The following is a 26,962-nucleotide window of genomic DNA, read 5'->3' on the forward strand; positions in this document are numbered from 1 at the left end:
GGCGCTTGCTCCCCGCCGCGTGACCGGCCATTCACGCTCGCGGATTACGGAATGCCCGAATCGGAGGTTAATGTCGAACGCCCGCGCCGGAACGGAAGCCCGGCGCGGGCGTCAGACGAAGGCGATCAGGCGGCGATCGCCGTGGTGGCCGGCTCCAGGGCCAGGTCCAGCACCTCGCGGACGTCGCTGACGGTGAAGACCGTCAGCTTCTCCAGGACCTCGTCCGGGACGTCCTCGAGGTCCGGCTCGTTGCGCTTCGGCACGATCGCCGTGGTGATCCCGAGCCTGGACGCGGCCAGCAGCTTCTGCTTCAGGCCGCCGATCGGCAGGACCCGCCCGGTCAGCGACACCTCGCCGGTCATCGCCACGTCCGAGCGGACCGGGCGGCCCGACAGCAGCGACGCCAGCGCGGCCGTCATCGTGATGCCCGCGCTCGGGCCGTCCTTCGGGATCGCGCCGGCCGGGACGTGGACGTGCACGCCGCGGTCCTTCAGGTCGCCGACCGGCAGCTCCAGCTCGGCGCCCCGCGACCGCAGGTAGCTGAGCGCGATCCGCGCCGACTCCTTCATGACGTCGCCGAGCTGCCCGGTGAGCGTCACGCCGGTGTCGCCGGTCTCCTTGTCGGCCAGCGACGCCTCGATGTAGAGGACGTCGCCGCCCGCGCCCGTCACCGCCAGGCCCGTCGCGACGCCGGGGACGCCCGTCCGCCGCTCGTTCCTGCTCAGCTCGACCTCCGGCGTGTACCTCGGACGGCCCAGGTAGTCCTTCAGGTCGCCCGCGCCGATCGAGACCGGCAGCTCCGCCTTCTCCAGCGCCACGTTCGCGGCGACCTTCCGCAGCACCCGCGCGATCGACCGGTCGAGGGACCGGACGCCCGCCTCCCGCGTGTACTCGGCCGCCAGCAGCCGCAGCGCGTCGTCGCCGAAGCCCACCTCGGCCGCCTCCAGCCCCGCCTTGTCGAGCTGGCGCGGCAGCAGGTGGTCGCGGGCGATCGTGACCTTCTCGTGCTCGGTGTAGCCGTCCAGCTCCACCAGCTCCATCCGGTCGAGCAGCGGGCCGGGGATGGCCTCCACCACGTTCGCGGTGGCGAGGAACAGCACGTCGCTCAGGTCGAGCTCGACCTCCAGGTAGTGGTCCCGGAACGTGTGGTTCTGCTCGGGGTCGAGGACCTCGAGCAGCGCCGCGGTCGGGTCGCCGCGGTAGTCGGCGCCGACCTTGTCGACCTCGTCCAGCAGGACGACCGGGTTCATCGAGCCGGCCTCGCGGATCGCCCGGACGATCCGTCCCGGCAGCGCGCCCACGTACGTGCGGCGGTGGCCGCGGATCTCGGCCTCGTCCCGGACGCCGCCCAGCGCGACCCGGACGAACTTGCGTCCCATGGCCCGCGCGACCGACTCGCCAAGCGACGTCTTGCCGACGCCGGGAGGCCCGGTCAGCGCCAGGACCGCACCGCTCCTGCGTCCGCCCACGACGCCCAGGCCGCGCTCCTCGCGCCGCTTGCGCACGGCCAGGTACTCGACGATGCGCTCCTTGACGTCGTCGAGCCCGGCGTGGTCGGCGTCCAGGATCTCGCGGGCGCCGCCGATGTCGTAGGCGTCCTCGGTCCGGTCGTTCCAGGGGATGTCGAGGACGGTGTCCAGCCACGTCCGGATCCAGCCGCCCTCCGGCGAGGCGTCGGACGACCGCTCCAGCTTGTCGACCTCCTTCAGCGCCGCCTCGCGCACCTTCTCGGGCAGGTTCGCGGCCTCGATCCGGGCCCGGTAGTCGTCCTCCTCGTCGGCGGGGTCGCCGTTCAGCTCGGCCAGCTCCTTGCGGATGGCCTCCTGCTGCTGCCGCAGCAGGAACTCCCGCTGCGTCTTCTCCATGCCCTCCTGGACGTCCTTGCGGATCGTCTCCGCGACGTCCAGTTCGGCGAGGTGGTCGCGCGCCCAGCCGATCACCAGCGTGAGCCGCTCCACCACGTCCGGGGTCTCCAGGACCTCGATCTTCTGCTCGTCCGACAGGTAGGGCGCGTACCCGGCGTTGTCGGCCAGGGTGGACGGGTCGTCGATCTGCTGGACGATGTCCACGACCTGCCAGGCGCCGCGCTTCTGCAGGATCGCGCTGACCAGGCTCTTGTACTCCTTGGCCAGCTCCTGCGCCCGCCCGGACTCCGGCGGCGTCTCGATCAGCGTGCCCTCGACCCACAGCGCGGCGCCCGGCCCGGTCGTCCCGGTGCCGATCCGCACCCGCTGCACGCCGCGGACGACCGCGCCCGGCTCGCCGCCGGGCAGCCGCCCCTCCTGCTCGATCACGCCGAGGGTGCCGACAGCGGCGTACTGCCCGTTCAACCGGGGCACCAGCAGCACCCGCGGCTTGCCGGCCGACCGGATTCCCGGCCCCTTGGACTGCGCCGCCGCCCGCGCGGCCTCGATGGCGGCGCGCACCTCGCCGCTCTCGGACAGGTCCAGCGGCACCACCATGCCGGGCAGAACGGCCCCGTCGTCCAGGGGCAGCACCGGCAGCGTCAGGGTCTCGCTCATGCTCAGCTCCAAATCCGTCCAGTGGACCCAACCGTAAGTTGAGTCACCTCCACTCAAGAAAACGGAGCAGGATTTTGTTTCCGCAGCAACGTTCGCTCTGAGCGATCAACCTCGCGGCGGTGTGGCGGCGGAGGCGCGAGAGGCGGCCGAAAACATCGCGGGCAATGCCGAGGCAAAGTCCCGTTCTTGATCACGATTCTTTGCGGCGGGCGCGGTTTACGTCCGCATGACGCGAGGGTACTTACCGCAACGAGATCGTGACTATGAGTGAATGAAAGATCATCGGGGCGGCAAAGGCCCAGGTGACGATGCGGGAGGGGGCCCGGATGCACCGTACTGAGCGTGAGACCGGCACGGCCCCCTCCGTGCATGGCCCGGTCCGTACGGCCGAGGGCGTCCACGGCTCGTCCCACCGCGGCAGGCGCCGTCCCCCAACGGGCGCCGCGACGGGGGCGCCCGGCGGCACACCTCGGGTTCTCGGCCGTATCGGACCGGCCGGGCCGACGCCCGCGAACTCCCCCCTGATCTCCGGCCACCCCCGGACCCCGGCGCCGCACACCCCCGCGGCCCCGGCGTCCCCCATGGCCGGGCCAGCGGCATCCTCCAGCTGTGCCGCCGGCCCGGCCCCAGACATCCGGGCGCCTCGACGGCGTCTCCCCCGTTCGCCGGGCGGGTCCCCCGCCCGGCTCTCTGTGGAGGGGAGGTGGTAATCGGTCCTCAGCGCGAACCGGCGTCATGCCGGTGAAACCCAGGCGGCCGGAACTCCGTCCGACCCCCGTCCCGGCCGCCTGCGCAGCACATCAAGGGATCGCTGCGGAGCCGGGCCCGTGGAGGCGCGAACGCCCCACGGGCCCGGTCACAGCTTCTTGCGCCAGACCTGCCCGTGGACCACGTCCCCGAAGCGCTCCGCCGGGGGCTCTTCCTCCTCCAGGACGAACCCGGCGCGTTCGTAGACGCGGTGCGCCGGACGCTGGAGCGCCGTCGTCCACAGCATCATCTCCGTGTATCCCGCGCCGGCGGCGAAGCGGACGCACTCGCCGACCAGCGCGCCCCCGACGCCCAGTCCGCGTGCCTCGGGCTCGACGTGCAGCAGGCGGAGCTGCGCGACGTCGTCGTCGCGGCGGACGCAGAACACGCCGCCCAGCCGGACGCCGCCGGATTCGGCGATCCACGCGTTCTCCCGCTCCGGGTCGTGATCGTGGACGTAGTCGGCGACGACCTTGGCGACGAGCGCCTCGTAGGTGCGGTCCCAGCCGCATTCCACGTCGTAGAGGGCGCCGTTGCGCTCCACCACCCAGCCGAGGTCGCCGGGCCGCAGCGGGCGCAGGACGACGTCGCCGTCCCGGCCGCGCGGCCGGTCGCCGAGGACGTCGTGGATCGTGCGCATCGCGGCGAGGAGGCGCCGCCGGTCGCCGGCGGGCAGCCCGTCCAGCAGGCCGCGGATCTCGGTCACGGACCGCTCGTCCAGCATCGCGAAGACCTCGCGGCCGTGCGGGGTGAGCCGGGCGACCTGGCGGCGGGCGTCGCCGGGCGAGCGCTCCCGCGCGACCAGCCCGTCGGCCTCGAACCGGGTGAGCATCCGGCTGAGGTAGCCGGCGTCCAGGCCGAGGTCGCGGCGCAGGTCGAGGACCTCGGTGTCGTCCCGCTGCGCCAGCTCGAAGATCACCCGCGCCTCGGTGAGGGAGTACGGGGTCCGGACGTGCCCCTCGCCGAGCACGCCGATGACGCCGGTGTAGAACCGGTTGAACGCCCGGACCGTGCCGACGTCCCCCTCGGTCACCTCCATGCTCCGCCTCCTAACGTTTGACTGAGTCAAACATTACGCGACGGGCGGGCCGGAATTCCAGCCCCCGGGAGGGACGGTCAGGCGCTCGCCTCGGCCTTCGCGCCGTGCAGCGCCCGCGCGTCATGGACGATCCGCCGCTCCACGAAGAAGGTCATCAGCGGGACGATGCCGCCCAGCACGATGAGCACCATCCGGCTCAGCGGCCAGCCGGTGCGCCGCCACAGGTCGTAGGCGACCAGCAGGTAGACCATGTAGAGGAAGCCGTGGACGGGCGCCACGACGCCCGCCATGGCGGGCATGTCGGTCGGGCCGTACTTCAGGACCATGCCGATCGCCAGCAGCACCAGCAGCGTGCCGACCACCAGCGCCAGGATCCGGTACCGGGTCACCGCGCCTTCCACAGAACACACCTTTCATCGACGGCCCGCAGGCCCGCCTTTCCTGACGGCCGGGCGCGCGGCGGGGTCAGCCGCGTCCGCCGCTCTGGGAGTTGAGCCGCGCGAGGTAGCGGTTGTAGGCCGCGAGCGCCGGGTCCTCTTCCTCCTGCAGCCGGATGATCTCCCGCTTCACCTCGGCCTCGGCGGGCTCCTCGATCACCTTCGGCGCGGGGGCGGCGCCGGACCGCTCGTCGCGGATCATCTTGACCCACATCACGATCACGAACAGCGCGAAGATCGGCCATTCGAACGTGTAGGCCCAGCTGCGGTCGTTGCCGCTCTGCGCCCGGTCGTACTGCCACCAGCCGAAGCCGAGGAACGTGCCGCACAGCACGATCGCGAGCACGTGCAGCCCGATCCAGCCAGGGGTGAGGAACCGTCGCACGCTCCCGAGCCTACCGCCGCCCCCGCGGGACCCGTCCCCGACCCCGCCCCAGGCCAGATCACCTAATCAGCGGAATATCCATAATTTGTCGGCACCTGGCTCTACGTTCGCGGCATGGCGAGCAGCACCGTGGCGGCAGGGACCGCCCAGGCGTACACGTACACGCGGCCGTCCGGGCTGGACGGCGGGCTTCTGGGGCTGTCGACGTCCGGCGGGACGACGACCGCCGGGCCGCGACCGCATCCGCATTTCTTCAGCGGCGTCCTCACGCAGGCGGCCCCGGCCGCGGCGGCGCTGCTGGCGCTGGCCGACGTCGCGCAGACCCGGTACCACCAGCCGCGTCCCACCTCGTTCCGCGACCCCGTCGTCACCTGCAACGGCGACCGGCTGCGGATGGAGTCGTTCTCGGCCTGCGGCGGCGTGTACGCCCGGCTGGACGTGCTGGAGCCCGCGATGGACGGCGACGTGCACGAGCGCGGCACGACCAACGTCGACGTGAACGGCCCGCTTCGCGAGGCCCTGGCCCGGGTGGGCGGCTCCGATCCGCTGCATCTGGCGGTCGGCGCGGAGGAACTGGCCGTGACCACGATGGACGGCGCCGTCGTGGAGAAGAAGGTCCCGCTGCCCGACCGGTGGCTGCGGGGTTTCGCCGAGGTCCAGGTCATCACGGCCGGATTCGACCTGCGCGCCGAGTTGAAGGCGGCGGACGCGGTGCGGTTCATGCGTTCCATGCCGCGCGGGCAGCGGGAGGCGCTGTGGGCCGTTCCCGCCGGTCGGACGCTGCGGCTCGCGCCTCGTCCTACCGCCGGCGCCGTGTGCCTGGCCGGGTCTGACCGTCTGCGGACGATGACGCCGCTGCTCCGCTTCGCACGGGCCCTGCGCGTGTACGGACCGTCCATCGCGGACGGCACCGCCCCCGTGTCGAGCGTCTGGGAACTGGAGCTGCCTGGGATGCGGTACGTCCTGACGCTGTCTCCCCAGCACTCGCGCGGCTTCTCCGGTGAGGGTGCCGTGCTGGACGCCATCTCGACCGACGAGGCAGCGGGAGACGCCGACCTGCTCGGTGCGCTGCTGTCGTTCGAGCCGCGTGTCGAACCCGATCTGCTGGCCGAGCGGTCTGGTCTCAGCCTCTCGCGGACGAAGTCGGCGCTGACGCAGCTGGGGACGTCCGGCCGAGTGGGTTTCGACACCGCCGAGGCCGCGTTCTTCCACCGTGAGCTTCCGTACGACCCGGCTCGCGTTGCCAACCTCAACCCCCGGCTGCGCTCGGCGCGCGCGCTTGTCGACGAGGGTGCCGTGCGGTTCACGGCAGATGACACGGCGATCGTCCTGAGCAATGGCAGCGAGCGGCACGTCCGCTTCGAGGAGGGCGGCCGTGAGACGTGCACGTGCCAGTGGTGGTTCGACCATCGAGGTGAGCGCGGGCCGTGCAAGCACGTCCTGGCCGCGCGCATCGTCCGCCGCGACGACCAGACGGCCGTGGAGGCCGTGGAGACCGTGGAGGCTGCTCGATGAGCGCGTGGGACGGCGTCCAGGAGGCCGTCAAGTCCGGCGACCGGGAACGGACGGCGCGGCTGGTGGCCGCGCTGGACGAACCCGGCCGGCGCGCCGTCGCCAAAGAGCTGCCGGGCCTGTTGAAGAAGCTGCGCGCGGCATCGGAGTTCGGGTTTCTGGACCAGGGGCTCGTGCACGCGCTCCTGCTGGCCGGTGCGGGCACGATCAGCGGCCCCGCCGCCGCTGCCGCCTGGCTGAGCCGGTCGGATCTGCGGCCCTGGATGAGCGAGGACATGGGCTTCCCGGTGCTGTGCGACCTCGCGTCCATCCGTCCGGACGAGTGGCGCGCCGAGGTCGCGCACAGGGTCGGCGCCCGCGTCCGGGTCTCCGAGGAGAACTGGGCCCATTGGCACATCGCGGCCGCGCTCGCCAAGTCCGCCGGGGCCGCTCCCCCGGCGTCCGACGGCTTCGTGGTCGGGTGGGTGACGGAGGTCAGCCCGCACAAGCTCGCCGACGACCCGTTCCTCGACGCGCTCGTCCCCCGGCTCTTCGAGGCGGACGGCGTCGGCGGGGCCCTCGCCTTCGACGAGACGAGGCTTCAGTGGGACAAGACCCGCAAAGGCACCTGGGCCGCCGCGCTCGGCGATCTGGCCCGCGCTGGACGGCTCGACCGCAAGACCCTCCTGGACGGCTGCGTCAGCCGCTTCCTGCGCGGCGGCACGCCCAACAACCTCCGCTGGTTCGTCCGGCTGCACGACGAGCTTGAGCCCACCGCCGAGGAGGCGGCGGCTCGCGTGCGCGACTACGTCCGGCTCCTGCCGGTGGCGCCGTCGACCGTCGCGGACGCGGCGCTGCGGCAGGTGCGCCGGGCCGACGACCTGGGACGCCTGGACGAGTCACTGTTCGAGGAGGCCGCGGGCGCGGTGCTGTTCCGGCCGGAGAAGAAGCTCGTCCGGGCCGCGCTCACCTGGCTCGACCGGACGGCCCGCGCCCGCGGCCGGGTCGACGCGACGCTGCGCGCCGTCCCGGCCGTGTTCACCTCGGACGCGCTCGACCTGCGGGAACGGGCCGTCAAGATCGCGGCGAAGCACGCGTCCCCGGCGAGCGACGCCGTCCGCGCCGAGGTCCGGGACGCGGCCGCCGACCTCCCGGCCGACCTGCGTTCCGCGATCGCCGCCGCGTTCGGGGAGGTCGCCGCCGCCGAGCCCGAGCCCGAGCCGCTCGCGGCCCCGCCGCCCTTCACGCCGCGCGAGGCGCCCGCCCCGATCGGGTCCCTCACCGAACTGGCCGAGGAGTTCATCGCCCTCACGGGCGCCGAGGAGAACTGGTCCGCGATCGAGCGCTTCCTGGCCGCGATCGTGGAGTTCGCCTACCGCGACCTCGACGGAACCAGGAAGGCGTTCCGGCAGGTCTGCTCCGACCACTCGCCGTGGCTCCTGACGAGCCTGGAGCACTCGTACGCGCGCTCCTACGTCCGGGGAAGCTGGATCCAGTTCCCCGTGCGGAGACTGCTGCTTCCGGGCGACACCCCCGCCCAGGTGGGCGAGATGCGCGCCGCCTTCGTCAAGGGCCGCACCCGCCCACAGGGCCGTGCCCGGATCTTCGGGAGACGGAGCGAATTCCTGCCGCAGATGGAGCGGTTCCTCGCCTGGCGGAGGCATGAGGCCGTGTCCGCCCTCGGGGAGGCGCCCGTCCTGCTCGCGACGCCGACCGAGGGCAGCGGGCACATCGACCCGGACGTCCTGGTCGCCCGCCTCGGACGGCTGGAGGACGCGGGCGCCGAGCCCGGCCGGGCCGACCTGGCGCAGGCCATGCTGCGCGTCCCCCGCGAGATCGACCCTGCGGCGGTGGCGCGCGCGAAGGGCCTGGCGTCGGACGCGGGCCGGACGGTCGCGTCCTGGCTGGCCGGGGGCGGTCTCGCCGACCCGGCCGTCGAGTGCGCGTTCCCCGACGAGCCCGTCAGGTCCGTCGGCGGACAGGACCTCCCGCGCCCGGCCCACGTCCTGTCCACGGTGGACGTGCCCGGCGAATCCGACATCGCCCGCCTCTGCGCCCTCCCCAGGACCGGCTGGACGGACCACGGAGGCTCGATCTACAACGCGTTCACCGGGTTCTGGCCGTCCGTGATGCCGTCCCATCGGGAGGTCGCCGCCGCGCACCTGCTCCCCTATGTCGTCGGCACCGAGGACGAGGGCTGGGGCCAGGGCGCCCTCTTGCTCGACCTCGCCGAGGCCGACGGGCCCGCGGGCGCCGCCACCGGGACGCTCCTGGCCTGCGCGCTGGCGAACCGGGACCAGCGCGAGCGCGCCGTCGCCGTCGAGGCGTTCCTCGCCTTCGCCGGCCGGGGCGGCCTCCCGGCGTCCGGGACGGGCACGGCCCTCGGACGGCTCGCCGCCGCCGGGACCGTCACCGTCCCGCGCACCGTGAAGGCCCTCACGGCCGCCGCCGACGCGGGCGCCCACGCCGCCGTGTGGGCGGTGCTGGCCGCCGCCCTCCCGCACGCCCTCCCCGAGCCGGGTGAGCGCGCCCCAGCGGGCCTGCCGGACCTCATCGCGCTCGCCACCCGCCTCGCCGAGATCACGGGCGCCAGGGGCGCGATCCCGGCCGTCGCGGACGCGGCGTCCCGCGGTGGGTCCAGCCGCCTGGTGAAGGAGTCCGCCCGCCTCCACCGGACCCTCGCAACGTGACGCCCTCCCCCGGTGTTGAGGAGAGGACGAAGACCGAATGACGGACCCGCATGCGACGCTGGACGCGCCGGAAGCCGGAAGGAGCGCTCAACGATGACCGAGACCCTCGCGTTCGGCACGGTCGACACCGTGCTCGGACGCATGCTCGTCGCCGAGACCGAGACGGGGGTCGCGGCGCTGCACTTCCGCGACACGCCCGCCGCCCGCGCACGCACCGCCAAGGCGGCCGGGCTTCCCGTCGTGGACGCCCCCGACCGTCTGGCCCCCGCGCTGTCGGCCCTGCGCGACTACTTCACCGGCGACCTGAAGCACTTCGAGGTCCCGATCGACTGGCGGCTCACGTCGGACGTGCAGCGGCAGGTGCTCTCCACGCTGTACGAGTCCGTCCCGTACGGGCAGGTCGTCACGTACGGCGACCTGGGCGACCGCAGCGGGACGGGCGTCCACGCGCAGGCCATCGGGCAGGTGATGGGCAGCAACCCGATACCGCTGATCGTGCCGTGCCACCGCGTCGTCGCCTCGAACGGGCTCGGCGGCTACAGCGGCGGCTCCGGCGTCGAGGTCAAGCGCTGGCTCCTGACGATGGAGGGCGCGCTGCCCGCCACCCTCGACTGGGACATCAACCGCGCGCCGTGACCATGCCCGCTGATCGTCGGCAAACGTAGAATGGGCGGGTGCCGAAGATCAGTGAGGCGACCGTCGCGGCGCATCGGGCGCGGCAGCTGCGGACGCTTCTCGACGCCGCGCGTGCGCTCGTCGCCGAGGAGGGCATCGAGGCGCTGTCGCTGGCGGCGCTGGCCAGGCGCGTGGGGCTGTCGCGGCCTGGCCTGTACGAGTACTTCAAGTCGAAGGACGACCTGCTCGCCGCGATCGTCGAGGAGGAGCTGCCCCGCTGGGCGTCGCACGTCGAGCGGGCGCTCGCCGGCCCGGACGACCTCGGCGGCAAGGTCGAGGCCTACATCAGGTCCCAGCTGGAGGTCATGACGGACGGCCGGCACGCCGCCGCCGTCGCCCTCGTAGAGCACGCGCTCGCCGAGCCCGCCCTCGGACGGATCCGGGACGGCCACGCGCAGCTCCTGCGCCCGCTCGCCGCCGCGCTGGAGGAGAGCGGCATTCCCGAACCCGCGCTCCGCGCCGAGCTGATCCAGGGGCTGGTCGACGCGGCGGCCCGGCTCGCGCAGCGCGACCCGTCCAACGCGGAGGCCGTCATCGCCGCGACGCTGGCGCAGGCCGTCCGCGGCCTCGCCTGACCCGGCGGAGGGCCCAGCGGCCTAGGCGGGCGCGGGGGCGTAGGTGACGGACGTGAGGTCTTCGGAGACCTGCCAGAGGCGCTCGCCCAAGCCCGGACGGTCCGCATGCGGCGGCGTGACCACCTTGGCCGGTGCGCCCCGGTACTGGAGCAGGCGGGGCCCGTAGCAGGCGCCTCCCCGGACGTCCGGGGCCGTCGCGGCGTAGAGGGACGGCAGCGCGCCCGCGGCGGCCGACTGCGCCATCAGCGCGTTGCCGAGGCCGAAGGCCCTCTCCATGAGCGTGCTGCCCTGCAGCTTGGGCCCGGTCTGCTGGAGGTTCGTCGCGGCGTAGCCGGGATGGGCGGCGACGCTGGTCAGCTCGGGCACGCGCCGGTCCAGTTCCTTGGCGAAGACCAGGTTCGCGAGCTTCGACTGGCCGTAGGCGGCCCACTTGCGGTAGCGGCGCTCGCCCTGGAGGTCGTCGAAGCGCAGGCGCCCCGACCAGGCGAAGCCGGACGTCAGCGTGACGACGCGGGGCGCGGGGGCGGCGCGCAGCGCGTCCATGAGGAGCCCGGTGAGCGCGAAGTGGCCGAGATGGTTGGTGCCGAACTGCGTCTCGAACCCGTCGGCGGTGGAGCCGCGCGGGACGGCCATGACCCCGGCGTTGTTGACGAGGACGTCGAGGGGCGCGTCGCCGTGCTCGGCGGCGAACGCCCGGACGGACGACAGGTCGGCCAGGTCGAGCAGGCCGAGGACGACGTCGACGTCCGGCGCGGCGGCCCTGATCCGGTCCGCGGCGGCCCGGCCGCGCTCGGCGCTGCGGCAGGCCAGGACGACGGCCGCGCCGTGCCGCGCGAGCTGCAGCGCCGTGTGGTGGCCGAGGCCGCTGTTGGCCCCGGTGACGATCGCCCGCCGCCCGCTCAGGTCGGGGATGTCGCCGGCCGTCCATCCGCCCATCTCGCGCCTCCCGCGTCATATCTCGACTTCTCAAGTTAGACGCGTCCCCCAATAGAGGACAAGGGCGGCCCGATGTGGCGCGATTCACAGCCGCGGGGTGCGGCCGCCGGACGCGCCCCCCGGCTCGAAGGGGCGCGTCCGGCCGCGGGCGTCAGGCGGGGAGGTTCTTCTCGATGGCGGCGACGACCTCGGCGGACTCGGGCTCCGCCTGGGGCGCGAAGCGCGCCGCGACCGCGCCGTCCGGGCCGATGAGGAACTTCTCGAAGTTCCAGCGGATGTCGCCGGTGTGGCCCTCGGCGTCGGGCGCGCCGACCAGGCCCTGGTACAGCGGGTGCCGCTCGTCGCCGTTGACCTCGACCTTCTCGGTCATCGGGAACGTGACCCCGTAGGTCGTCGAGCAGAACTCCGCGATCTCGTCGGCGGTGCCGGGCTCCTGGCCCATGAACTGGTTGCAGGGCACCCCGAGGACGGTGAAGCCGCGTCCCGCGTACCGCTCCTGCAGCCGCTCCAGACCGGAGTACTGAGGGGTGAGGCCGCACCTGGAGGCGACGTTGACAATGAGCACGGCCTTGCCCCGGTACTGCCCGAGGTCCGCGGTCCCGCCGCGGAGGCCGTCGATCTCTACGTCGAAGACAGACATGAGGCCGATCCTAGGAGATCACTCCCGGCGACCGGCCGTCCCACCTACGTACCCGCCCTACGCGTGTGTCCGTCCGCGCGCCCGCCTAGGTGCCCAAGGCGTTCACGAACGCGGCGAGCTGGTTGCCCGCCTGTCCCAACTGGCTGAACGCGTTGTTGACCACTCCGGCCGCGTCCGTGGGGGAACTCAGCAAGTAGAAGATGACGAAGGCGATCGCCACATAACGGAGGTTCTTCTTCATCCGTAACGCCGTCCCTGGTTGTAGCGCAACGACACAACTGACCCGATCACATTGTGCCCAGGCGCGTCTGCCCGCAAAGCGCGATTTTACTTGACGCGAGGGCCACGGCTTGCTGCCCGCGCGCGAAGAAGCCCCGCGCCACTGCGGGCACGGGGCTCCAAAGCCGTTCCGGGGGGTGCGGGGAGTCGTTCCCCGCAGCAGACCGGAGCGGGTCCTTCAGCTAGGGATCGCGCTCATGAACTGCGACAACGACTCGGCGGCCGTGCCGAGTCCGCTCAGGGCGTTGTTGACGAGAGTCGCCGCCCCCTCGGGCCTGCTGATGACGTACCACGCCGTGAAGGCGATGGCGGCGATCTTCATATGCTTCTTGTTCATTTCAACCACCCTCCGCGCTCAATAGCCTACGGAGGGTGATGCCCAAGCGGGACCGAACGATGATCAAGAACGGCCAAAGAGACGGTCAGGTCCCCTTGGCGTGCGCGGCGAGGTACTCGATGTAGAACGGGCGGAGCGCGTCCGCCAGCTCGCCCTCCCCCGCGTGCGTGAACTCCTCCAACAGCGAGAGGCCGTGGAAGAGGTCGAACTCGGCGCGGTCGACCTCCCCGGTGGCCGCCGCGGCGGCGGGGATCGCGCGCAGCAGGTCCCACAGGAAGCCGACGTCGCGGCGCTCCTTCGCGAGGCTCATCGCGCGGTCGTACAGGTCCTTGGACGGCAGCTCGTCCAGCTCGGCGGCGCCGTCCGGCGTCACATCCGGCATGACCCGACTCTAACCGGGCGAGCGCCCCGCAATCCCGGTCACGCCTTCGTGATGACGTCCTTCGGGATCTCCTGGTCCTGCTGGAGCGCCTCGAACAGCCTGGACGCCTTGGCCTTGTCCCAGGTGATGTACGAGCCGGCGCTGGCCGAGCTGCCGCCGCCGCCGATCGGGACCGTGGTGGTCACGCCGTCCTTGCCGCTGACGCCCTTCATCGCCCACATCATGCGGACGAGGTGGTGCAGGTGGTCGCCGTCGTCGACCAGGAAGTTGCTGGTGGCGTTGGTCGCCAGCGGGATGCTCCGGAACGGGTTGAGGATCGTCCCCCAGCTGGTCGACTTCTTCATCAGCGCGCCGAAGAACTCCCGCTGCTTCTCGACCCGTTCGAGGTCGGCGCGGGCGTAGGCGCGGGTCCGGACGTAGCCGAGCGCCTGCCCGCCGTCGAGCGTCTGGCAGCCGGCCTTGAGGTCGAGGCCCGCCTTGGGGTCCTCGACGTCGTCCTTCACGCAGATGTCGACGCCGCCGACGGCGTCCACCACGCCGACGAAGCCGTTGAAGCCGATCTCGGCGTAGTGGTCGATGCGGATGCCGGTGGCCTTCTCCACGGTCTGCACGAGCAGCTTCGGGCCGCCGAACGCGAACGCGGCGTTCAGCTTGTTGGACCCGCGCCCCGGGATCGGGACGTAGGAGTCGCGCGGAAGGCTGATCAGCGACGTCCCGCCGGAGCCGTAGTGCAGCAGCATCATCGAGTCGGTGCGGCGGCCGCCCGAGAAGCCGGTCTTGAGCCGCTTCTGGTCGGCCTTGGACAGGCCCTCGCGGCTGTCGGAGCCGACGATCAGCCAGTTCGTCCCGGGAGTGTCGGCGACCCGGCCGGGGTAGTCGACGAGGACGCTCTCCCGCTTCAGCCGGGAGTCGAGGTAGAAGTACCCGCCCGCGACGACCAGGATCAGGACGACCGCGAGGACGCCGAGGACGCGCGGCCAGCGGCGCCGCCGCCGGCGCGGCCTGAGCGGGGGCCCGTCGTACGGGCCGCCCTGGTCGTACCTGCGTCCGGCGAGCTGGTCACCGGCGTACGGGTCGTCGTAAGGGTCGCCGTACGTCTCCCGCCCGTAGGCGGCGTGATGGTGCTCCGAGCGTGCGGAGTGGTCCCTGCTGCGCCCCACGCGGTCGTCCTCCTTGCGTGCCCGGCCGCCGGCCGGCCGTCGCTCCTGGCATAAACCCTAGACACCCTAGGGGTTCTCGCGCGTCCCTCCACCGCATGACAGTCAACTGCTCCGAATAACCACGCAACGTGACAAACGCGGCAGACACCGTCCCTCCCAGGAAGCACACTGCCTCTGGCGGGCAGGACGGGCGAAGGGCGGCGCATGGGCACACGACCGCGTTTTCTACGACGTTTCCGTACACGGGAGGCGCCCCCGCGCCGCCGCCGCCGGGAGCCGCCGCCCGATCCCGGCCTGCCCGAGGTGATTCTCAACTGGCACGCGCGGGACAAGGAGCTCACCGAGACGGGCATGCGCACCATCGCCCGGCGGCTCCCCGCCGTGATCGCCCAGGCGTCGCGGCTGGCCTGGCGGGCGAGCCGCGCCGACACGCTCGTGACGGTCGGCCTCAACCTCGCGGCCGGGTTCTTCACCGCGTTCTGGCTGCTGGCCACGACCGGCGTGCTCACGGCCCTGTTCAGCGCCGCGCCGACGCCGTCGCGCGTCCGCGACGCGCTGCCCTCGCTGGCGCTGGTGGCGGGCGCGGTGGCGCTGCGGGCCGCGCTGCAGGCGGGCGCGGGCTGGGCGCAGGCGCGGCTGAAACCGCAGGTCGAGCGGCTGGTCGAGCTGCGCCTGTACGAGGCGACGACGGGTGTGGACCTGACCGCGCTGGACGACTCCGACTTCCTCGACGACCTCAAGCGCGCCGAGGGACGCGGCATGATGTCGGCGCCGATGGTCGTGCAGTACGCCGTGGACGTCCTCACCGCGGCCGTGGGCCTGATCGCGGCGGCCGGGACGCTCGGCGTGCTGCATCCGGTGCTGCTCCCGCTGCTCCTGCTCACGGCCGTGCCGGAGGGGTGGGCGTCCGTCCGCAGCGCGCGGATGCGGTATCTGATGCTGCTCTCGCTGGTCGGGGTGACGCGCCGCAAGTGGATCCTGTCCGACCTGATGGTCGACCGGAGGCACGCCGCCGAGGTGCGCTCGTTCACGATGCGGGGGTTCCTGCTGGGGCAGTACGACCGGGCGGCGTCCTACCAGCGGCACGTCGAGCTGGACGTGGCGCGCCGCCAGACGATCGTGAAGATCACCGGCGACCTGCTGAAAGGCGTCGCGACGGCGCTCGTCTACATCGCGCTGGGCGTCATGCTGTGGAAGGGCGCGGTGCCGCTGGCGGTGGCGGGCACGGCGGTGCTGGCGATCCGGACGGGCCAGACCTCCCTCGCCAACCTGGTGTTCGCCGTCAACCACTGCTACGAGGAGGGCCTCTACTTCGGCGACTACGTGAGCTTCTGCGCCGCCGCCGAGGAGCGGATCCCGCAGCGCGCGCTGCCGCCGTCCCCGCTGGAGAAGCGCGGCCGCCTCCCGGACGACTTCGCGGACATCGCCGTCGAGGACGTCGCGTTCACCTACCCGGGCGCGGACGAGCCGTCCCTCAGAGGCGTCTCCCTGCATGTGCGCAAGGGCGAGGTGGTGGCGCTCGTCGGCGAGAACGGCTCCGGCAAGACGACCCTCGCCAAGATCATGGCCGGGCTGTACGACCCAGACGCCGGGCGGGTCCGGTGGGATGACGTGCCGCTGACGAGCGTGCCGCCGCACGACGTGTGGGAGCGCGTCGCCGTCATCGCGCAGGAGTACACGCACTGGCCGATGACCGCGCGGCAGAACGTCACGATGGGCCACGGCGACGACGGGACCGGCGCCCCCGGCGACGGTGACGGCGAGGACCCGTCGATGCTCGCCGCCGCCCGCGCGTCCGGCGCCGACGAGGTCGTCGAGGGGCTCGCCCGCGGCTACGACACGCTGCTGGACCGCCGGTTCAAGGGCGGCGCCGAGCTGTCGGGCGGGCAGTGGCAGCGGCTCGCCGTCGCCCGCGGCTTCTTCCGGGACGCGCCCCTGCTGATCTGCGACGAGCCCACCGCCGCCCTCGACGCGCGGGCCGAGCACAACCTGTTCGAGCGGATCCGCACGCACGCCGACGGCCGTACCGTCCTGCTGATCACGCACCGGCTCGCCAGCGTCCGCTACGCCGACCGGATCTACGTCCTGGAGCACGGCCGGGTCATCGAGGAGGGCGACCACGCGGCGCTGATGGCGAGCGGCGGCCTCTACGCCGACCTGTACTCCCTGCAGGCCGCCGCCTACGGCGCCGGGGACCCGCAGGCGGCCGGCTAGACGCCCGGCTCCTGGACGCCCGGCTAGATGTAGGGGCCGAATCCGGCGCGGCCGAAGCCGATGCCGGGCTCGGGCGGCGGCGCGTCCGGGAGGTCCTCGGGACGCAGCAGCCCGACCTCGGCGGGCTCGATCCCGGCGGGCGTCTCGTCGTCCTTGGCGGTGATGCGCTGCGCCTGCCGGGAGATCGCCGCCTCCAGCAGGTTCCGGACGAGCCGCGCGTTGCCGAACGAGGCGTCCCTGGGGTGGGCGGCGACGACGCGGCGCAGGCCGTCCAGGACGCCGGGCGCGAGCGCGAACCCCGCCTCCGCCGCCATGAACTCGAAGATCGTGACGAGCTCGTCGGCGGAGTAGTCCGGGAAGCGCAGCACCTTCGGGAACCGGGACTTCAGGCCCGGGTTGGCGTCCAGGAACTGCTCCATCTCCGCCTCGTAGCCCGCGACGATGACGACCAGGTCGCCGCGGTGCTCCTCCATCAGCCGCAGCAGCTCGGCGACGGCCTCGTGGCCGAAGTCGCGGCGGTCGCCGCTCGCCGACGTCAGCGCGTACGCCTCGTCCACGAACAGGACGCCGCCGAGGGCGCGCTCGACCGCGCCCCGCACCCGCGGCGCGGTCTGCCCGATGAACTCGGCGACGAGGTCGGCGCGGGTGACCTCCACCAGATGGCCGGACGACAGCAGCCCGAGCCGCGCGTACACGGCGGCGACGAGCCGGGCGATCGTCGTCTTGGCCGTGCCGGGGTTGCCGGTGAACACCATGTGCCGGGACGGCGGCGCCGGGGCGAGCTTGGCGTCGCGCCGCAGCTGCTCGGCGCGGACCTCGGCGACCAGCCCGGCCACCTCCCGCTTGATGTCCGCCAGGCCGATCAGCCGCTCGATCTCGGCGAGCGGCTCGCCGGGGACGTCGTCGCGGCCGCGGCTGAGGGTGTCCGGGACGTCCTCCGGCAGGATCTCGTCGAGGGACTCGGTCTCGTCGACGATGCCGTCGGCGAGGACGCGGCGGCCCTGCATCGCCACCGCCCGGTCCAGCAGGTGGATCATCGCGCGGGCGTTGCCGAACCCGCGCTCGCGCGGCGCGGCCTCGGCCAGCTCGCGGACCCGGTCCAGGACGCCGGGCGCCAGCTCGAACCCGGCGTCGGCGGCCTTGGCCGCGAACACGTCGACCAGTTCGTCCTCGGTGAGGTCGGGGAACAGGACGGTGCGGGGGAAGTACGCGGCCAGGTCGGGATGCGACTTCAGCAGCCCGTTCAGCTCCGCCTCCGGCCCGGTCAGGACGACGACGAGGTCCTCGCTGTGCGCCTGGACGCCGGTGAGCAGCACGTCCAGGACCTCGCGCCCGCGGGCGGCGTCGGTCGCGGCCGACACCAGCGCGTGCGCGTCGCGGACGACCAGCACGCCGCCGTGGGCCTGCTCCACCGCCCGCCGGACCCGCAGCACGCTCTCGCTGGCGTACTCGCCGAGCAGGTCGGCGCGCTCCACCTCGACCAGGTGCCCGGACGACAGCACCCCGAGGTCGGCGTAGATCCGGCCGAGGACGCCCGCGACCTTGCTCTTTCCGGTGCCGGAGTTCCCGGCGAACACCAGGTGCCGGGGCCGCGTCCGCGCCGTCATGCCGGCCTCGCGGCGCAGGCGGGCCGCCTTGGCCTCGGCGACCAGCGCGTCCACCTCCCGCTTGGCGGGCTCGATGCCGGCGCAGGCGGCGAGCTCTTCGAGCGGGTCGGTCTCGGCGGGACGGCCGGGGATGAGCCGCTGCGGCAGGTCCGCCGCCGTGATCTCCGGCGGGCCGCCCCGCGCGTTCTCAGCGTTCTCAGCGTTCTCCTTCGCGTCGTCCGTCTCGGCGCGCCGGACGGCGGCGGCGATCGCCTCCCCGGCCATGTGCTCGACCAGCCGCGCGCCGCGCAGGTTCAGCAGCGGCGGGGTGCGGCGCAGCATGCCTCCCGCGGTCGCGGCCACGTCCGCGGCGACGCGCGATCCGCGCCGCGCGACGGCCAGGGTGAACAGCTCGGCGAAGTCGTCCTCGGCGAAGTCGCGGGTGCGGGCGACGTCGAACGCCCGGACGAGCGCCGGGTTGGCCTCGAACAGCCGCCGGTCGCCGCCGGGGCGGCACAGCGCGACGACGTTCAGCGACGGCGACCGCGCCATGAGCCGCCGCAGCTCCTCGACGGCGGCGGCGCCGCACCGCTCGTGCGCGGCGAGCTTCTCCAGGTCGTCCAGGACGAGCAGCATCCGCGCGTCCAGGCAGTCGCGGACGCGGGTCTGCAGCCACAGGACGGCGTCGCTCACCCCGAGCGAGGCGAACACCTGGTCGGAGATCCACAGCGCCTCGCGGACCGCGCCGGCCTCGGCGAGCCGCCGCTCGACCGCCTCGGCGGCGGTGCCCTTGCCGGTGCCCTCGGGCCCGGCGATCAGCAGCCGGACGGGACGCTCCCCCGCGAGCCGCGCCGCGACCGCGTCCTGGAGCGCGCGGGACAGCTCCGGCTGCCCGACGAGCGCGTCCGCGACGTCCTCGCCGCGGTCGGCGCGCGCCTCCGCGCCTTCCCCGCGCTGCGGATCCGCGGCGGTGCCGAGGGCCTCGCCGAGCGGGTTGAAGACGCGCCGCATCGTGAACAGGCGCCGCAGGTCGGCCTGGAACAGGCGGACGGGCACGCGGCAGCGCGGGCTGACCGGCGCGTCCGGCAGGCCCTGGACCGCGCCGGTGACGCGCACGGCCATGTCCAGCCAGGCGCGGGACGCGTCGGCCTCCCCCGCGACGAGGCCGCGGGCCAGCCACGAGCGCACGTCGTGCTGCCACCCTTCCGAGGAGAACCCTTCGCGCGCCGCGCGGAGCCGGTCCTCCACGTTCTCGTAGCGCGCCGTGCCGAGCACGACCGCCAGCTCGGCCGGGACGGTCTGGGCCTCGGCGGCGAGCAGCAGCTTGGCGAGGGCGTCGTCGGGTTCGTCGCCGTCCGAGACCGTCCCGGCCAGGTGTTTGTGCGCGGCGTCCAGCCCGGCGCACGCCCAGCCGAGGTATCCGACCGGGCCCGCCAGCTCGGGCAGGACGGCCAGCTCCCCGTCGGTCAGCTGCGCGGTCCACGCGTCGTCGAGCCGCGCGTTGGGGACGGTCATGTCCGCCTCGCGCAGCTCGGGGTCGTCCGCCCGCCGGTCGAACAGGTCCATCAGCGCCCGGCGGCGGCGCTCCACCGGCTCCAGGCCCTCGAAGACGTCCAGGCCCGCCCGCGCCAGATCGAACATCACCGCGCGGCGCTCGCGGTCGTTCCCGGCCGGCTCCGGCAGCCACAGGCCCGGCGGCCGCCACCGGCCGCCCTGCGTGAACCACGCCGTCGGCTCGCGGACGGCCGACTCCGGCGTCGCGAGGAACGCCGACAGCAGCTCGTAGTCCACGTCGCCGCGCGATCCGCCGCGGACCGCGGACGCGCCGAGCAGGAACGTCAGCAGCGACCACTGCTCGGCTCCGGCGGCGCTGGTGTCCTCCCCGTAGAAGTCGCTGAGCTGCCGGGTCAGCACCACGGCCCGCGGGTCCCGGTTGTACTCGAGCGCGCGTTCGCGCATCTCCTCGTACAGGCCGTCGGGCACCCGCCAGGGACCGTACGCGTAAACGTCGAGTACGGGCTCCTCGGTGAGCAGCACTTCGAGATGGTCCGGCAACCGGGGGGAACTCACCTGGGGTCCTTCTCCTACAAACGGCGGGTCGGGGGGCTGGGGGACGGTGACGTCGGACAGCACCCTACGGCCAGGTACCACCGCGCACACCCTTGTGGCGCGGCGGGTTGGCAGGCGGGCCCGTCCTCGGCAATAGTTGTCGCACGGAAAGCATCCGCCGGGCGGATGCGCGTCGACAGGAGGGGAACCCCCCGTGCCGCCATTGGAAGTGACCATACGGCCACACGGCGGGCGCGCCGTCGTGCGGCTCCGCGGTGAGCTCGACATCGCCTCCGCGGACGACCTGCGCAGGCACCTGAACGACGCCCGCCGCGAGCACGGCGAGGACGTCGTCCTCGACCTCGCCGGCCTGGAGTTCATGGACTCCGGCGGCCTCTCGGTCATCGTCGCCTGCTACAAGGCCACCTCGGCCGCGGGCGGGAGCCTCGTCCTCGCGGCGCCGCGGCCCATCGTCCGGCGGGCGCTGGAGATCACCGGCCTGCACCGCCGCATCACCGTCACCGACACCCTGGACGAGGCCCTCGGCGAACACGACCCCGCCTGACCCAGGAGGGCCCGCCGCCCGAAGCCGGAACACCTAGAGCGGGAGCGGGGTGGGGCGCTTCGGTTCGCGGCCGTCGCCGGAGGAGCGTCCGGTGGCGCGGCGGCCGATCCAGGGCAGCAGGTACGTGCGGGCCCAGCGGACGTCCTCGCGGCGCATCGTGAGCCAGTCGGCGCGGTCGAGCGGCGGCCACGGCTCGCGCCAGTCGCCCTGGACGGGCACGCCGATGACGTCCGCGACGAACAGCGCCATCCGGCGGTGGCCCTCGGGCGACAGGTGGAGGCGGTCCTCGTACCAGGCGCGCGGGTCGTGGAACACGCGCAGCGGCCACAGGTCGACGATCGTGCAGCCGCGCCGGTCGGCGATGGCGCGCAGGTGCATGTTGTAGGTGGCGGCCTTGCCGCGGATGCGGCTGCCGGTGCGCAGCCCGCGGGTGTCGAACCCGGTGAACACGACGACGCGGGCGCCGGTGGCGCGCAGCCGCCGGACGGCGTCGTCGAACACGACCGCGAGCGCGTCCGGGTCGGCGCCCGGACGGATCATGTCGTTCCCGCCGCCGCACAGCGTGACGAGGTCGGGCGCGAGCTCGACGGCGCGCGGGACCTGGTCGTCCACGATCTGCCGGACGAGCTTGCCGCGCACGGCGAGGTTCGCGTACCGCAGGCCCGGACTGTTCCCGGCGAGGTGCTCGGCGAGCCGGTCCGCCCAGCCGCGGAAGCGGTCCTCCTCGCCGGGGTAGGGGTCGTTCAGGCCCTCGGTGAAGCTGTCGCCGATGGCCACGTACGTCCGAATCCGCTCCGTTTCCCGCATCGCAACCCCCATCACCGGTTCATGGTCGATCACGTAGATGAATGATGCATCGTGCATTTCGTCTACGCGACCGTAGGCCGCCCGGATGTGGGGAACGCGACGTGGTGCGGGAAAGCGGCGTGGTGCGGGAAGGCGGCGTCAGGTCCAGCTGGGGGACGTGGCGCCCGGCCCGGCCGGGGGCTGCGCGGACGGCGCCGGCGCGCCCGCGGGCGGCGTCGCGTGCACCGTCATCGCGTGCTGGACGAGCGTGATCAGCACCTGCTTGGTGGACTCGCGGCTCCGCGCGTCGCACTGCGCGATCGGCACGTGCGGGCTGATCGACAGGGCCTCGCGGATGTCCTCCACGGCGTACTGGAACTCGCCGTGGAACCCGTTGACGCCCACGACGAACGGCAGGCCGAGCTCCTCGAAGTAGTCGACGGCGGCGAAGCAGTCCTCCAGCCGGCGGGTGTCGACCAGGACGACGGCGCCGATCGCGCCGCGGACGAGGTCGTCCCACATGAACCAGAACCGGTGCTGCCCGGGCGTGCCGAACAGGTAGAGGATCAGCTCGCTGTCGAGCGACACGCGGCCGAAGTCCATCGCGACCGTGGTGGTCGTCTTGTCGGGCACCGCCGACAGGTCGTCCACGTCGGCGCTGGCCGCGGTCATCACCGCCTCGGTGGTGAGCGGCATGATCTCCGAGACGGACCCGACGAAGGTGGTCTTGCCGACGCCGAAGCCGCCGCCGACGACGATCTTGACCGAGGTCAGCTCGGCCTCCCCGCCGGGCGGCCCCGGGACCTGGTCAGAGCTTCCGAAGGCCACTGAGCACCCTTTCTAGCAAGCGGAGGTCCGGCTGTCCGCCGGTGGTCGCGGCGGGCTGCGACTGGTGGAGCCGCAGCAGTCCTTCGACGGCCATGTCGGCGACGAGCACGCGCGCGACCCCGAGCGGGAGGCGCAGGAGGGCCGAGACCTCCGCGACGGAGCGGGCGGACCGGCACAGGTCCATGATCGCCCGGTACTCCGGGGTCAGCGCGGCCACGTCCCGCGGCGGGTACGGCGCCGCGGTCACCAGTGCCTCGATGGCCAGGTCGTAGCGCGGTTTCGTCCGTCCCCCGGTCACGGCGTAGGGACGCACCAGCGAGCTGGAGGTGTCGCCCTCCTGTCCCTCGGGGGGCCGTCCCTGCGCCGGCGGCCGCCCGGGGTCGCCGCGGCCGGGGTCGCCAGGCCAGCGCCCCGGTCCACCGGGGCCGCCTCCGTAGGGACTGCCTCGATCCATGTCGCCGACCTCCGTCAGTCAGTCACGATCAAAAGCGGGCGGGCCCGGCGCCCATCTCGGTCACGGACGGCCCCGAGTGCGGAGGCTGCTGCTGGTCCTGGGCGCGCAGCGCGGGCGTCAGCACCCGGCCGACCCGCTCCACCAGCAGCGTCATCTCGTACGCGACGAGACCGAGGTCGCAGTCGGGCGCGGCGAGCACCGCGAACACCGACCCGTTCGTGATGGACATGACGAACAGCAGCCCGCGGTCCATCTCGACGACGGTCTGGTTCACCCCGCCCGCGTCGAAGATCTTCGCCGCGCCCTGGGTCAGGCTCATCAGCCCCGAGGCGATCGCCGACAGCTGGTCCGCCCGCTCGGGCGGGAAGCCCGACGAGTACGCCATCGGCAATCCGTCCGAGGAGACCACGACGGCGTGCGCGACCTTCGCGACACGGTCCGCGAAGTTCGTCACCAACCAGTTGAGATCCTGCCCGCTCACCGGGTGCCTCCTGTCTCGCCGTCGCCCTCTGACGACGCCTCACCTGATGTGCCATCGCCGCGAATCTCGTGGCGTCCCCGATGGACGCCCCGCTGCAGACTCGCGAACCGGTTGCGTACGACGTCGGCCACCTGGCCCTGCTGACGCGGTTCCTGCCGGCCCTGCACAGCCTGCCCCTCTCCAGGGCCTCCCGGCAACGGCGCGCCCTGCGCCGGAGCCGCGGGCGCCTGCTCGGTCCCGGCGGGGGCCGTCGGACGGCCGACCGCTCCCGGCACGCGGTTCTTGCCGGGCACCCGCTTGGGCAGCCCGACGTTGGTACGGCTGGCCGCGACGGGCTCGCGGGCGGCCTCGGCGGCGCGGAAGCCGGCGTCCGCCGGGGACTCCCAGCCGCGGACGGGGTCCTCGCCCGCGCCGGCCTCCGACCTGCGCTGGAACCACTCCGACTGCATCGCGTCGAAGATCGGCGAGCGCTCCGGGAGCCGCGGCGGCGCGGCCTGCCCGGTCGACGCCTGCGCGGGGACCGGCACCGGCGGCTGCGGCGGCGGCTCGTGCCGCGCGGCGGCCGGTTCGGGGACGGCGCCCTCCGGCGGGCGCGGCGGTGTCGGGGTCGAACGCTCGGTCTCGCGCGTGGCGGGCTCCGTCCATCGGGCCTCGGGCGGCGAGGCGTCGGCGTACGGGTCGGGCGGCGGCTGGGCGTGCTCTCCGGAGACCTGGCCCAGCGGCCCGGTCTCCCACGGGATCGGACGGGACGCGCCGGGCTCCGGCAGCATCGGCTGGGCCTCGGGGACGACGGACTGCGGGCCGGTCTGCCAGGGCTCCTGCCGGTAGACGCCGTTGCCGGCGTCCTGCGGCCGGTCCTGCTGCGGCCGCTCGTGCTGCTGGCGCTCCTGCTGCTGGCGCTCGCCGCGGGGCTGGAACAGGCCGTTGGGGCCGTCGTCGGACGCGCGCCGCGGGAGCTGCGCGCCCGGCATGCGGACCGGCAGCTCGCCGGGCCTGCGCGGCGGCCGCTGGTCGTCGGCCGGGCCCTGCTCGCCGTACGGGTTCTGCTCGCCGTAGGGGACCGGGGGCTGCGGGCCGGTGGGGAAAGTGGGGTGCTGGCCGGAGCCGGGCGCGGGGATCGGCCCGGTCTCGTTCATGGCCGGCTGGGGGCCGGTGGCGCCGCGGACGGGCCGCAGCGGCCCGGTGCCGCCGACCATCGGGTGCGAGCCGGTCGAGCCGGACATCGGGGTGGCGGGCAGCTCGGCCGGTCCGCGGGCGTCCTGCCGGAACGCTCCGCCGGTGCCGAGGGCGGGCGGCTCGGGCGTGGTGGTGAGCGCGGCGAGCTGGCCGTGGCCGTCCGCCTCGCGCGGGCCGAGGCCGCCGCGGCTGCCGATCCCGCTGGACTCGCCGGGCGTGATCACCGCGTCGGGCAGCACCACGAACGCGGTGAGCCCGCCGCCCTGCGCGGCCCGCAGCTCCACCCGGACCCCGTGCCGGACGGCGAGGCGGCCGACCACGAACAGGCCCATGCGGCGGGCCGCGGAGAAGTCGATGACGGGCGGGTTCGCGAGCCGCCAGTTGGCCTGCTCCAGGTCGTCGGGCGACATCCCGACGCCGTTGTCGGTGATCTGCAGCATCGCGCCGCCGCCGCTGAGCAGCTGCCCGGACACGGTCACCTTGGTGTGCTCGGACGAGAACACGGTCGCGTTCTCCACCAGCTCGGCCAGCAGGTGGACGAGGTCGTTGACGACGGGCCCGGCGACGGTCATGTCGCCCTGCACCCGCAGCGCGACCCGCTCGTACTGCTCGACCTCCGACAGCGAGGCGCGGATGACGTCGATCAGCGGAACCGGACGGTTCCACCGGCGCACCTGCTCCTGCCCGCCGAGGACGAGGAGGTTCTCGCAGTTGCGGCGCATGCGGGTGGCGAGGTGGTCCAGGCGGAAGAGGTTGCCGAGCTGCTCCTCGTCGCGCTCGCTCTGCTCCAGCGTCTCGATCAGGCGCAGCTGCCGCTCGATCAGGGACTGGCTGCGGCGGGAGAGGTTGACGAACATCGCGTTGATGTTGCCGCGCAGGACGGCCTCGTCGGCGGCCAGCCGGACCGCCTCCCGGTGGACCTCGTCGAAGGCGCGCGCGACCTGGCCGATCTCGTCGGTGGACTCGACGTCGATCGGCTCCACCTCGATGCCGCCGGCCGCGGCCTCCGGATCTCGGAGCCGGTCGACCAGGCCCGGCAGCCGGGTGCTGGCCACGTCCAGGGCGCCGGACTGCAGCCGGTGCAGCGGCCGCACCAGGGACCGCGCCATCACGACCGTGATCAGCAGGACGATGGCCAGCAGCAGCGCGACGACGATCGAGTCGATGATCGTGGACGTCCGGGCGTCCGAGCGGCGCTCGGCGCTCACGTCCAGGATGTCCTGGGTCAGATCCAGCTCGGTCAGCCGCATCTTGTTGATCATGTCGGACATGGCGTTCTTGATCGCGTCGGCCGAGCTGGCGTTGCCGAGCGAGCGGGGCAGCCGCCCGCCGGTCGCGGCGACGGCCGTGATGAACCGCTGCCGGAGTTCCAGCGCCAGGTCGACCTGGCCGCCGACCACGAAGTCCTCGAACGCCTGGACCTGCTCCAGGGTCACCGAGTTGCGGAAGGTCGCGATCTCGCTGTCCTCTTGGGCGCGCGCGGCGTTGAGGGCGCTCGCCTGGTCGGGCGCCAGGCCCTGCAGCCGCGCGCCGAGGAGCAGCAGCGCGCGCTCGCGGGAGACCGCCTCCTTGGCGCGGACGAGCGCGCCGAGCGCCCGGCTCGTCTGGGCGAGGCGGTTGTCGACCACGTTCGAGGAGATGCTGTCGAGGACGCCGATGAGGTCCTGGATGGCCTGGGTGTACTTCTGCAGGACGACGGTGGCCGGCACCCTGCCGCCGATGACGAGGGAGCGCAGCGCCCGCACGGCGTCGAGGCGGTTCAGGACCGCGCCGGCGCCGCGGACGGCCTCGGCGCCGTAGGAGGAGTCGACGACGGTCGCGGTGTCGCGGACGAGCTGGAGCTGGGAGTCGGTGCTGAACTGCGAGGACTGCACCCCGGGGAGGAGGCCGTCGGGGCGGCCCGACGCGGTGTACTCGACGGCGAGGTCGCGCTCGGAGGCGAACTCGGTGACGAACTGCGTGATGCCGGCGCCCAGCTCCGCCATGCGCTCCACGCGCCCGTAGGTCTCCGCCTCGCTCACGGAGTCGGCGATGCGCCCCCCGGCGAGGACGACGGCGGCGACTGTCGGAACCAGGATCAGGACGATCAGCCGCTGCGGCACGCGCCAGTTCCGCAGGCTCAGTCTGCTGCCCGAACGTCTCGAACGGTCCGACTGCACCTCGACGTTGCCGGGTCGAGGACGGTCGCGACCTTCGTCGCTAGGTTGCATCCGCCGTTAACACCCTCTCCACACGATGTCGCACGCTCCGTGGCCTCACCGGCGCAAAGGGTTAAAGCGACATCACCTCCACCCTCGGCGCACGACATTGCAGCACATCCACGGATAGGCCGCAAAGGACCCTAGGCCACTCGATATGCACCAATGCCGTGATTGCGAGTTCATGCCCGTATGTCCGTTTTATCGAGCACGACTGGTCACTCACCGCACACGGACTTTCCGTGATCACGAAAGTGCGGACGGTAATACCGTGTTGTCCACCTCATCACCCGGCCGACGAGCCGGGGACCGGCGGGTGCGCGGCCGTGC

22 protein-coding genes are annotated in these 26,962 nt (G+C 73.4%); 6 read left to right on the forward strand and 16 right to left on the reverse strand.

The genetic code is table 11. The features are described from left to right. Window positions 1-125: 125 nt before the first annotated feature. From lon to ACH35V_RS32070, 4 genes are all read right to left on the reverse strand, one after another. Window positions 126-2,522: an endopeptidase La gene (gene lon, locus ACH35V_RS32055; protein WP_395978155.1), complete on the reverse strand. Its 2,397-nt coding sequence runs from the start codon at window positions 2,520-2,522 to the stop codon at window positions 126-128. Window positions 2,523-3,378: 856 nt separating this feature from the next. Further along, window positions 3,379-4,308, reverse strand: coding sequence for a GNAT family N-acetyltransferase (locus tag ACH35V_RS32060; RefSeq protein ID WP_395978157.1), 930 nt, complete (start codon window positions 4,306-4,308; stop codon window positions 3,379-3,381). Window positions 4,309-4,385: 77 nt separating this feature from the next. Then, window positions 4,386-4,709: a DUF3817 domain-containing protein gene (locus tag ACH35V_RS32065; protein WP_395978159.1), complete on the reverse strand. Its 324-nt coding sequence runs from the start codon at window positions 4,707-4,709 to the stop codon at window positions 4,386-4,388. 64 nt (window positions 4,710-4,773) lie between these two features. Then, complete coding sequence (locus tag ACH35V_RS32070) at window positions 4,774-5,130, reverse strand: hypothetical protein (protein ID WP_395978161.1); 357 nt, start codon at window positions 5,128-5,130, stop codon at window positions 4,774-4,776. 114 nt (window positions 5,131-5,244) lie between these two features. Here ACH35V_RS32070 and ACH35V_RS32075 point away from each other — a divergent pair, with 114 nt between their 5' ends. The 4 genes from ACH35V_RS32075 to ACH35V_RS32090 all read left to right on the forward strand — a co-directional run bounded on the left by ACH35V_RS32075 (window position 5,245) and on the right by ACH35V_RS32090 (window position 10,561). Continuing rightward, the gene (locus ACH35V_RS32075; RefSeq protein ID WP_395978163.1) at window positions 5,245-6,645 is read left to right on the forward strand and encodes an SWIM zinc finger family protein; all 1,401 of its coding nucleotides are present in this window, start codon (window positions 5,245-5,247) and stop codon (window positions 6,643-6,645) included. After that, entirely contained in the window at window positions 6,642-9,311 is a 2,670-nt protein-coding gene (locus ACH35V_RS32080) for a DUF6493 family protein (protein ID WP_395978165.1), read from the forward strand. Before ACH35V_RS32075 ends, ACH35V_RS32080 begins: the two co-directional genes overlap by 4 nt. A gap of 93 nt (window positions 9,312-9,404) precedes the next feature. After that, window positions 9,405-9,947, forward strand: coding sequence for a methylated-DNA--[protein]-cysteine S-methyltransferase (locus tag ACH35V_RS32085; protein ID WP_395978167.1), 543 nt, complete (start codon window positions 9,405-9,407; stop codon window positions 9,945-9,947). Between the two features lie 38 nt (window positions 9,948-9,985). Then, window positions 9,986-10,561, forward strand: coding sequence for a TetR/AcrR family transcriptional regulator (locus ACH35V_RS32090; protein ID WP_395978169.1), 576 nt, complete (start codon window positions 9,986-9,988; stop codon window positions 10,559-10,561). A gap of 21 nt (window positions 10,562-10,582) precedes the next feature. Here the strand turns inward: ACH35V_RS32090 and ACH35V_RS32095 are convergent, their stop codons facing one another. The 6 genes from ACH35V_RS32095 to ACH35V_RS32120 form a co-directional block, all read right to left on the reverse strand. Beyond that, the gene (locus ACH35V_RS32095) at window positions 10,583-11,497 is read right to left on the reverse strand and encodes an oxidoreductase (RefSeq protein WP_395978171.1); all 915 of its coding nucleotides are present in this window, start codon (window positions 11,495-11,497) and stop codon (window positions 10,583-10,585) included. Between the two features lie 151 nt (window positions 11,498-11,648). Next, complete coding sequence (locus ACH35V_RS32100) at window positions 11,649-12,137, reverse strand: glutathione peroxidase (protein WP_395978173.1); 489 nt, start codon at window positions 12,135-12,137, stop codon at window positions 11,649-11,651. A gap of 85 nt (window positions 12,138-12,222) precedes the next feature. Next, a complete protein-coding gene (locus tag ACH35V_RS32105) occupies window positions 12,223-12,378 on the reverse strand; it encodes a hypothetical protein (protein WP_165969163.1) in 156 nt (51 codons plus the stop codon). Window positions 12,379-12,594: 216 nt separating this feature from the next. Further along, window positions 12,595-12,753, reverse strand: a complete 159-nt coding sequence (locus ACH35V_RS32110) for a hypothetical protein (RefSeq protein ID WP_165969162.1) — start codon at window positions 12,751-12,753, stop codon at window positions 12,595-12,597. 85 nt (window positions 12,754-12,838) lie between these two features. After that, on the reverse strand, window positions 12,839-13,135 hold the full coding sequence (locus tag ACH35V_RS32115) for a hypothetical protein (protein WP_395978176.1): 297 nt from the start codon (window positions 13,133-13,135) through the stop codon (window positions 12,839-12,841). A gap of 38 nt (window positions 13,136-13,173) precedes the next feature. Further along, window positions 13,174-14,295, reverse strand: coding sequence for an LCP family protein (locus ACH35V_RS32120; RefSeq protein ID WP_395978178.1), 1,122 nt, complete (start codon window positions 14,293-14,295; stop codon window positions 13,174-13,176). 204 nt (window positions 14,296-14,499) lie between these two features. Between ACH35V_RS32120 and ACH35V_RS32125 the strand changes: the two genes are divergently transcribed. Continuing rightward, a complete protein-coding gene (locus ACH35V_RS32125; protein ID WP_395978180.1) occupies window positions 14,500-16,509 on the forward strand; it encodes an ABC transporter ATP-binding protein in 2,010 nt (669 codons plus the stop codon). A 23-nt stretch (window positions 16,510-16,532) separates the two neighbouring features. Here the strand turns inward: ACH35V_RS32125 and ACH35V_RS32130 are convergent, their stop codons facing one another. Next, window positions 16,533-20,165, reverse strand: a complete 3,633-nt coding sequence (locus ACH35V_RS32130) for an AAA family ATPase (RefSeq protein ID WP_395978182.1) — start codon at window positions 20,163-20,165, stop codon at window positions 16,533-16,535. A gap of 208 nt (window positions 20,166-20,373) precedes the next feature. Here ACH35V_RS32130 and ACH35V_RS32135 point away from each other — a divergent pair, with 208 nt between their 5' ends. Then, window positions 20,374-20,709: an STAS domain-containing protein gene (locus ACH35V_RS32135; RefSeq protein WP_395978184.1), complete on the forward strand. Its 336-nt coding sequence runs from the start codon at window positions 20,374-20,376 to the stop codon at window positions 20,707-20,709. 33 nt (window positions 20,710-20,742) lie between these two features. On the opposite strand, the gene ACH35V_RS32140 is transcribed toward ACH35V_RS32135, so the two are convergent. From ACH35V_RS32140 to ACH35V_RS32160, 5 genes are all read right to left on the reverse strand, one after another. Then, entirely contained in the window at window positions 20,743-21,516 is a 774-nt protein-coding gene (locus tag ACH35V_RS32140; protein WP_395978294.1) for an SGNH/GDSL hydrolase family protein, read from the reverse strand. 138 nt (window positions 21,517-21,654) lie between these two features. Continuing rightward, a complete protein-coding gene (locus tag ACH35V_RS32145) occupies window positions 21,655-22,269 on the reverse strand; it encodes a GTP-binding protein (RefSeq protein ID WP_395978296.1) in 615 nt (204 codons plus the stop codon). Between the two features lie 34 nt (window positions 22,270-22,303). Then, a complete protein-coding gene (locus ACH35V_RS32150; protein ID WP_395978186.1) occupies window positions 22,304-22,777 on the reverse strand; it encodes a DUF742 domain-containing protein in 474 nt (157 codons plus the stop codon). 28 nt (window positions 22,778-22,805) lie between these two features. Further along, window positions 22,806-23,258: a roadblock/LC7 domain-containing protein gene (locus tag ACH35V_RS32155; RefSeq protein ID WP_131967349.1), complete on the reverse strand. Its 453-nt coding sequence runs from the start codon at window positions 23,256-23,258 to the stop codon at window positions 22,806-22,808. After that, window positions 23,255-26,536: a nitrate- and nitrite sensing domain-containing protein gene (locus tag ACH35V_RS32160; protein ID WP_395978188.1), complete on the reverse strand. Its 3,282-nt coding sequence runs from the start codon at window positions 26,534-26,536 to the stop codon at window positions 23,255-23,257. Before ACH35V_RS32160 ends, ACH35V_RS32155 begins: the two co-directional genes overlap by 4 nt. Window positions 26,537-26,962 lie beyond the last annotated feature (426 nt).

Source organism: Actinomadura sp. 1N219 (assembly GCF_044326405.1).
In the GTDB taxonomy this organism is placed as follows: Bacteria; Actinomycetota; Actinomycetes; order Streptosporangiales; family Streptosporangiaceae; genus Spirillospora.

What these genes read in the sequence shown, in the direction of transcription:
- ACH35V_RS32100 (WP_395978173.1), bottom strand. Translation starts at nt 12,137, where the DNA reads ATGTCTGTCTTCGACGTAGAGATCGACGGCCTCCGCGGCGGGACCGCG.
- ACH35V_RS32150 (WP_395978186.1), bottom strand. Translation starts at nt 22,777, where the DNA reads ATGGATCGAGGCAGTCCCTACGGAGGCGGCCCCGGTGGACCGGGGCGC.
- lon (WP_395978155.1), bottom strand. Translation starts at nt 2,522, where the DNA reads ATGAGCGAGACCCTGACGCTGCCGGTGCTGCCCCTGGACGACGGGGCC.
- ACH35V_RS32060 (WP_395978157.1), bottom strand. Translation starts at nt 4,308, where the DNA reads ATGGAGGTGACCGAGGGGGACGTCGGCACGGTCCGGGCGTTCAACCGG.
- ACH35V_RS32075 (WP_395978163.1), top strand. Translation starts at nt 5,245, where the DNA reads ATGGCGAGCAGCACCGTGGCGGCAGGGACCGCCCAGGCGTACACGTAC.
- ACH35V_RS32085 (WP_395978167.1), top strand. Translation starts at nt 9,405, where the DNA reads ATGACCGAGACCCTCGCGTTCGGCACGGTCGACACCGTGCTCGGACGC.
- ACH35V_RS32125 (WP_395978180.1), top strand. Translation starts at nt 14,500, where the DNA reads ATGGGCACACGACCGCGTTTTCTACGACGTTTCCGTACACGGGAGGCG.
- ACH35V_RS32080 (WP_395978165.1), top strand. Translation starts at nt 6,642, where the DNA reads ATGAGCGCGTGGGACGGCGTCCAGGAGGCCGTCAAGTCCGGCGACCGG.
- ACH35V_RS32140 (WP_395978294.1), bottom strand. Translation starts at nt 21,516, where the DNA reads ATGCGGGAAACGGAGCGGATTCGGACGTACGTGGCCATCGGCGACAGC.
- ACH35V_RS32115 (WP_395978176.1), bottom strand. Translation starts at nt 13,135, where the DNA reads ATGCCGGATGTGACGCCGGACGGCGCCGCCGAGCTGGACGAGCTGCCG.
- ACH35V_RS32095 (WP_395978171.1), bottom strand. Translation starts at nt 11,497, where the DNA reads ATGGGCGGATGGACGGCCGGCGACATCCCCGACCTGAGCGGGCGGCGG.
- ACH35V_RS32110 (WP_165969162.1), bottom strand. Translation starts at nt 12,753, where the DNA reads ATGAACAAGAAGCATATGAAGATCGCCGCCATCGCCTTCACGGCGTGG.
- ACH35V_RS32105 (WP_165969163.1), bottom strand. Translation starts at nt 12,378, where the DNA reads ATGAAGAAGAACCTCCGTTATGTGGCGATCGCCTTCGTCATCTTCTAC.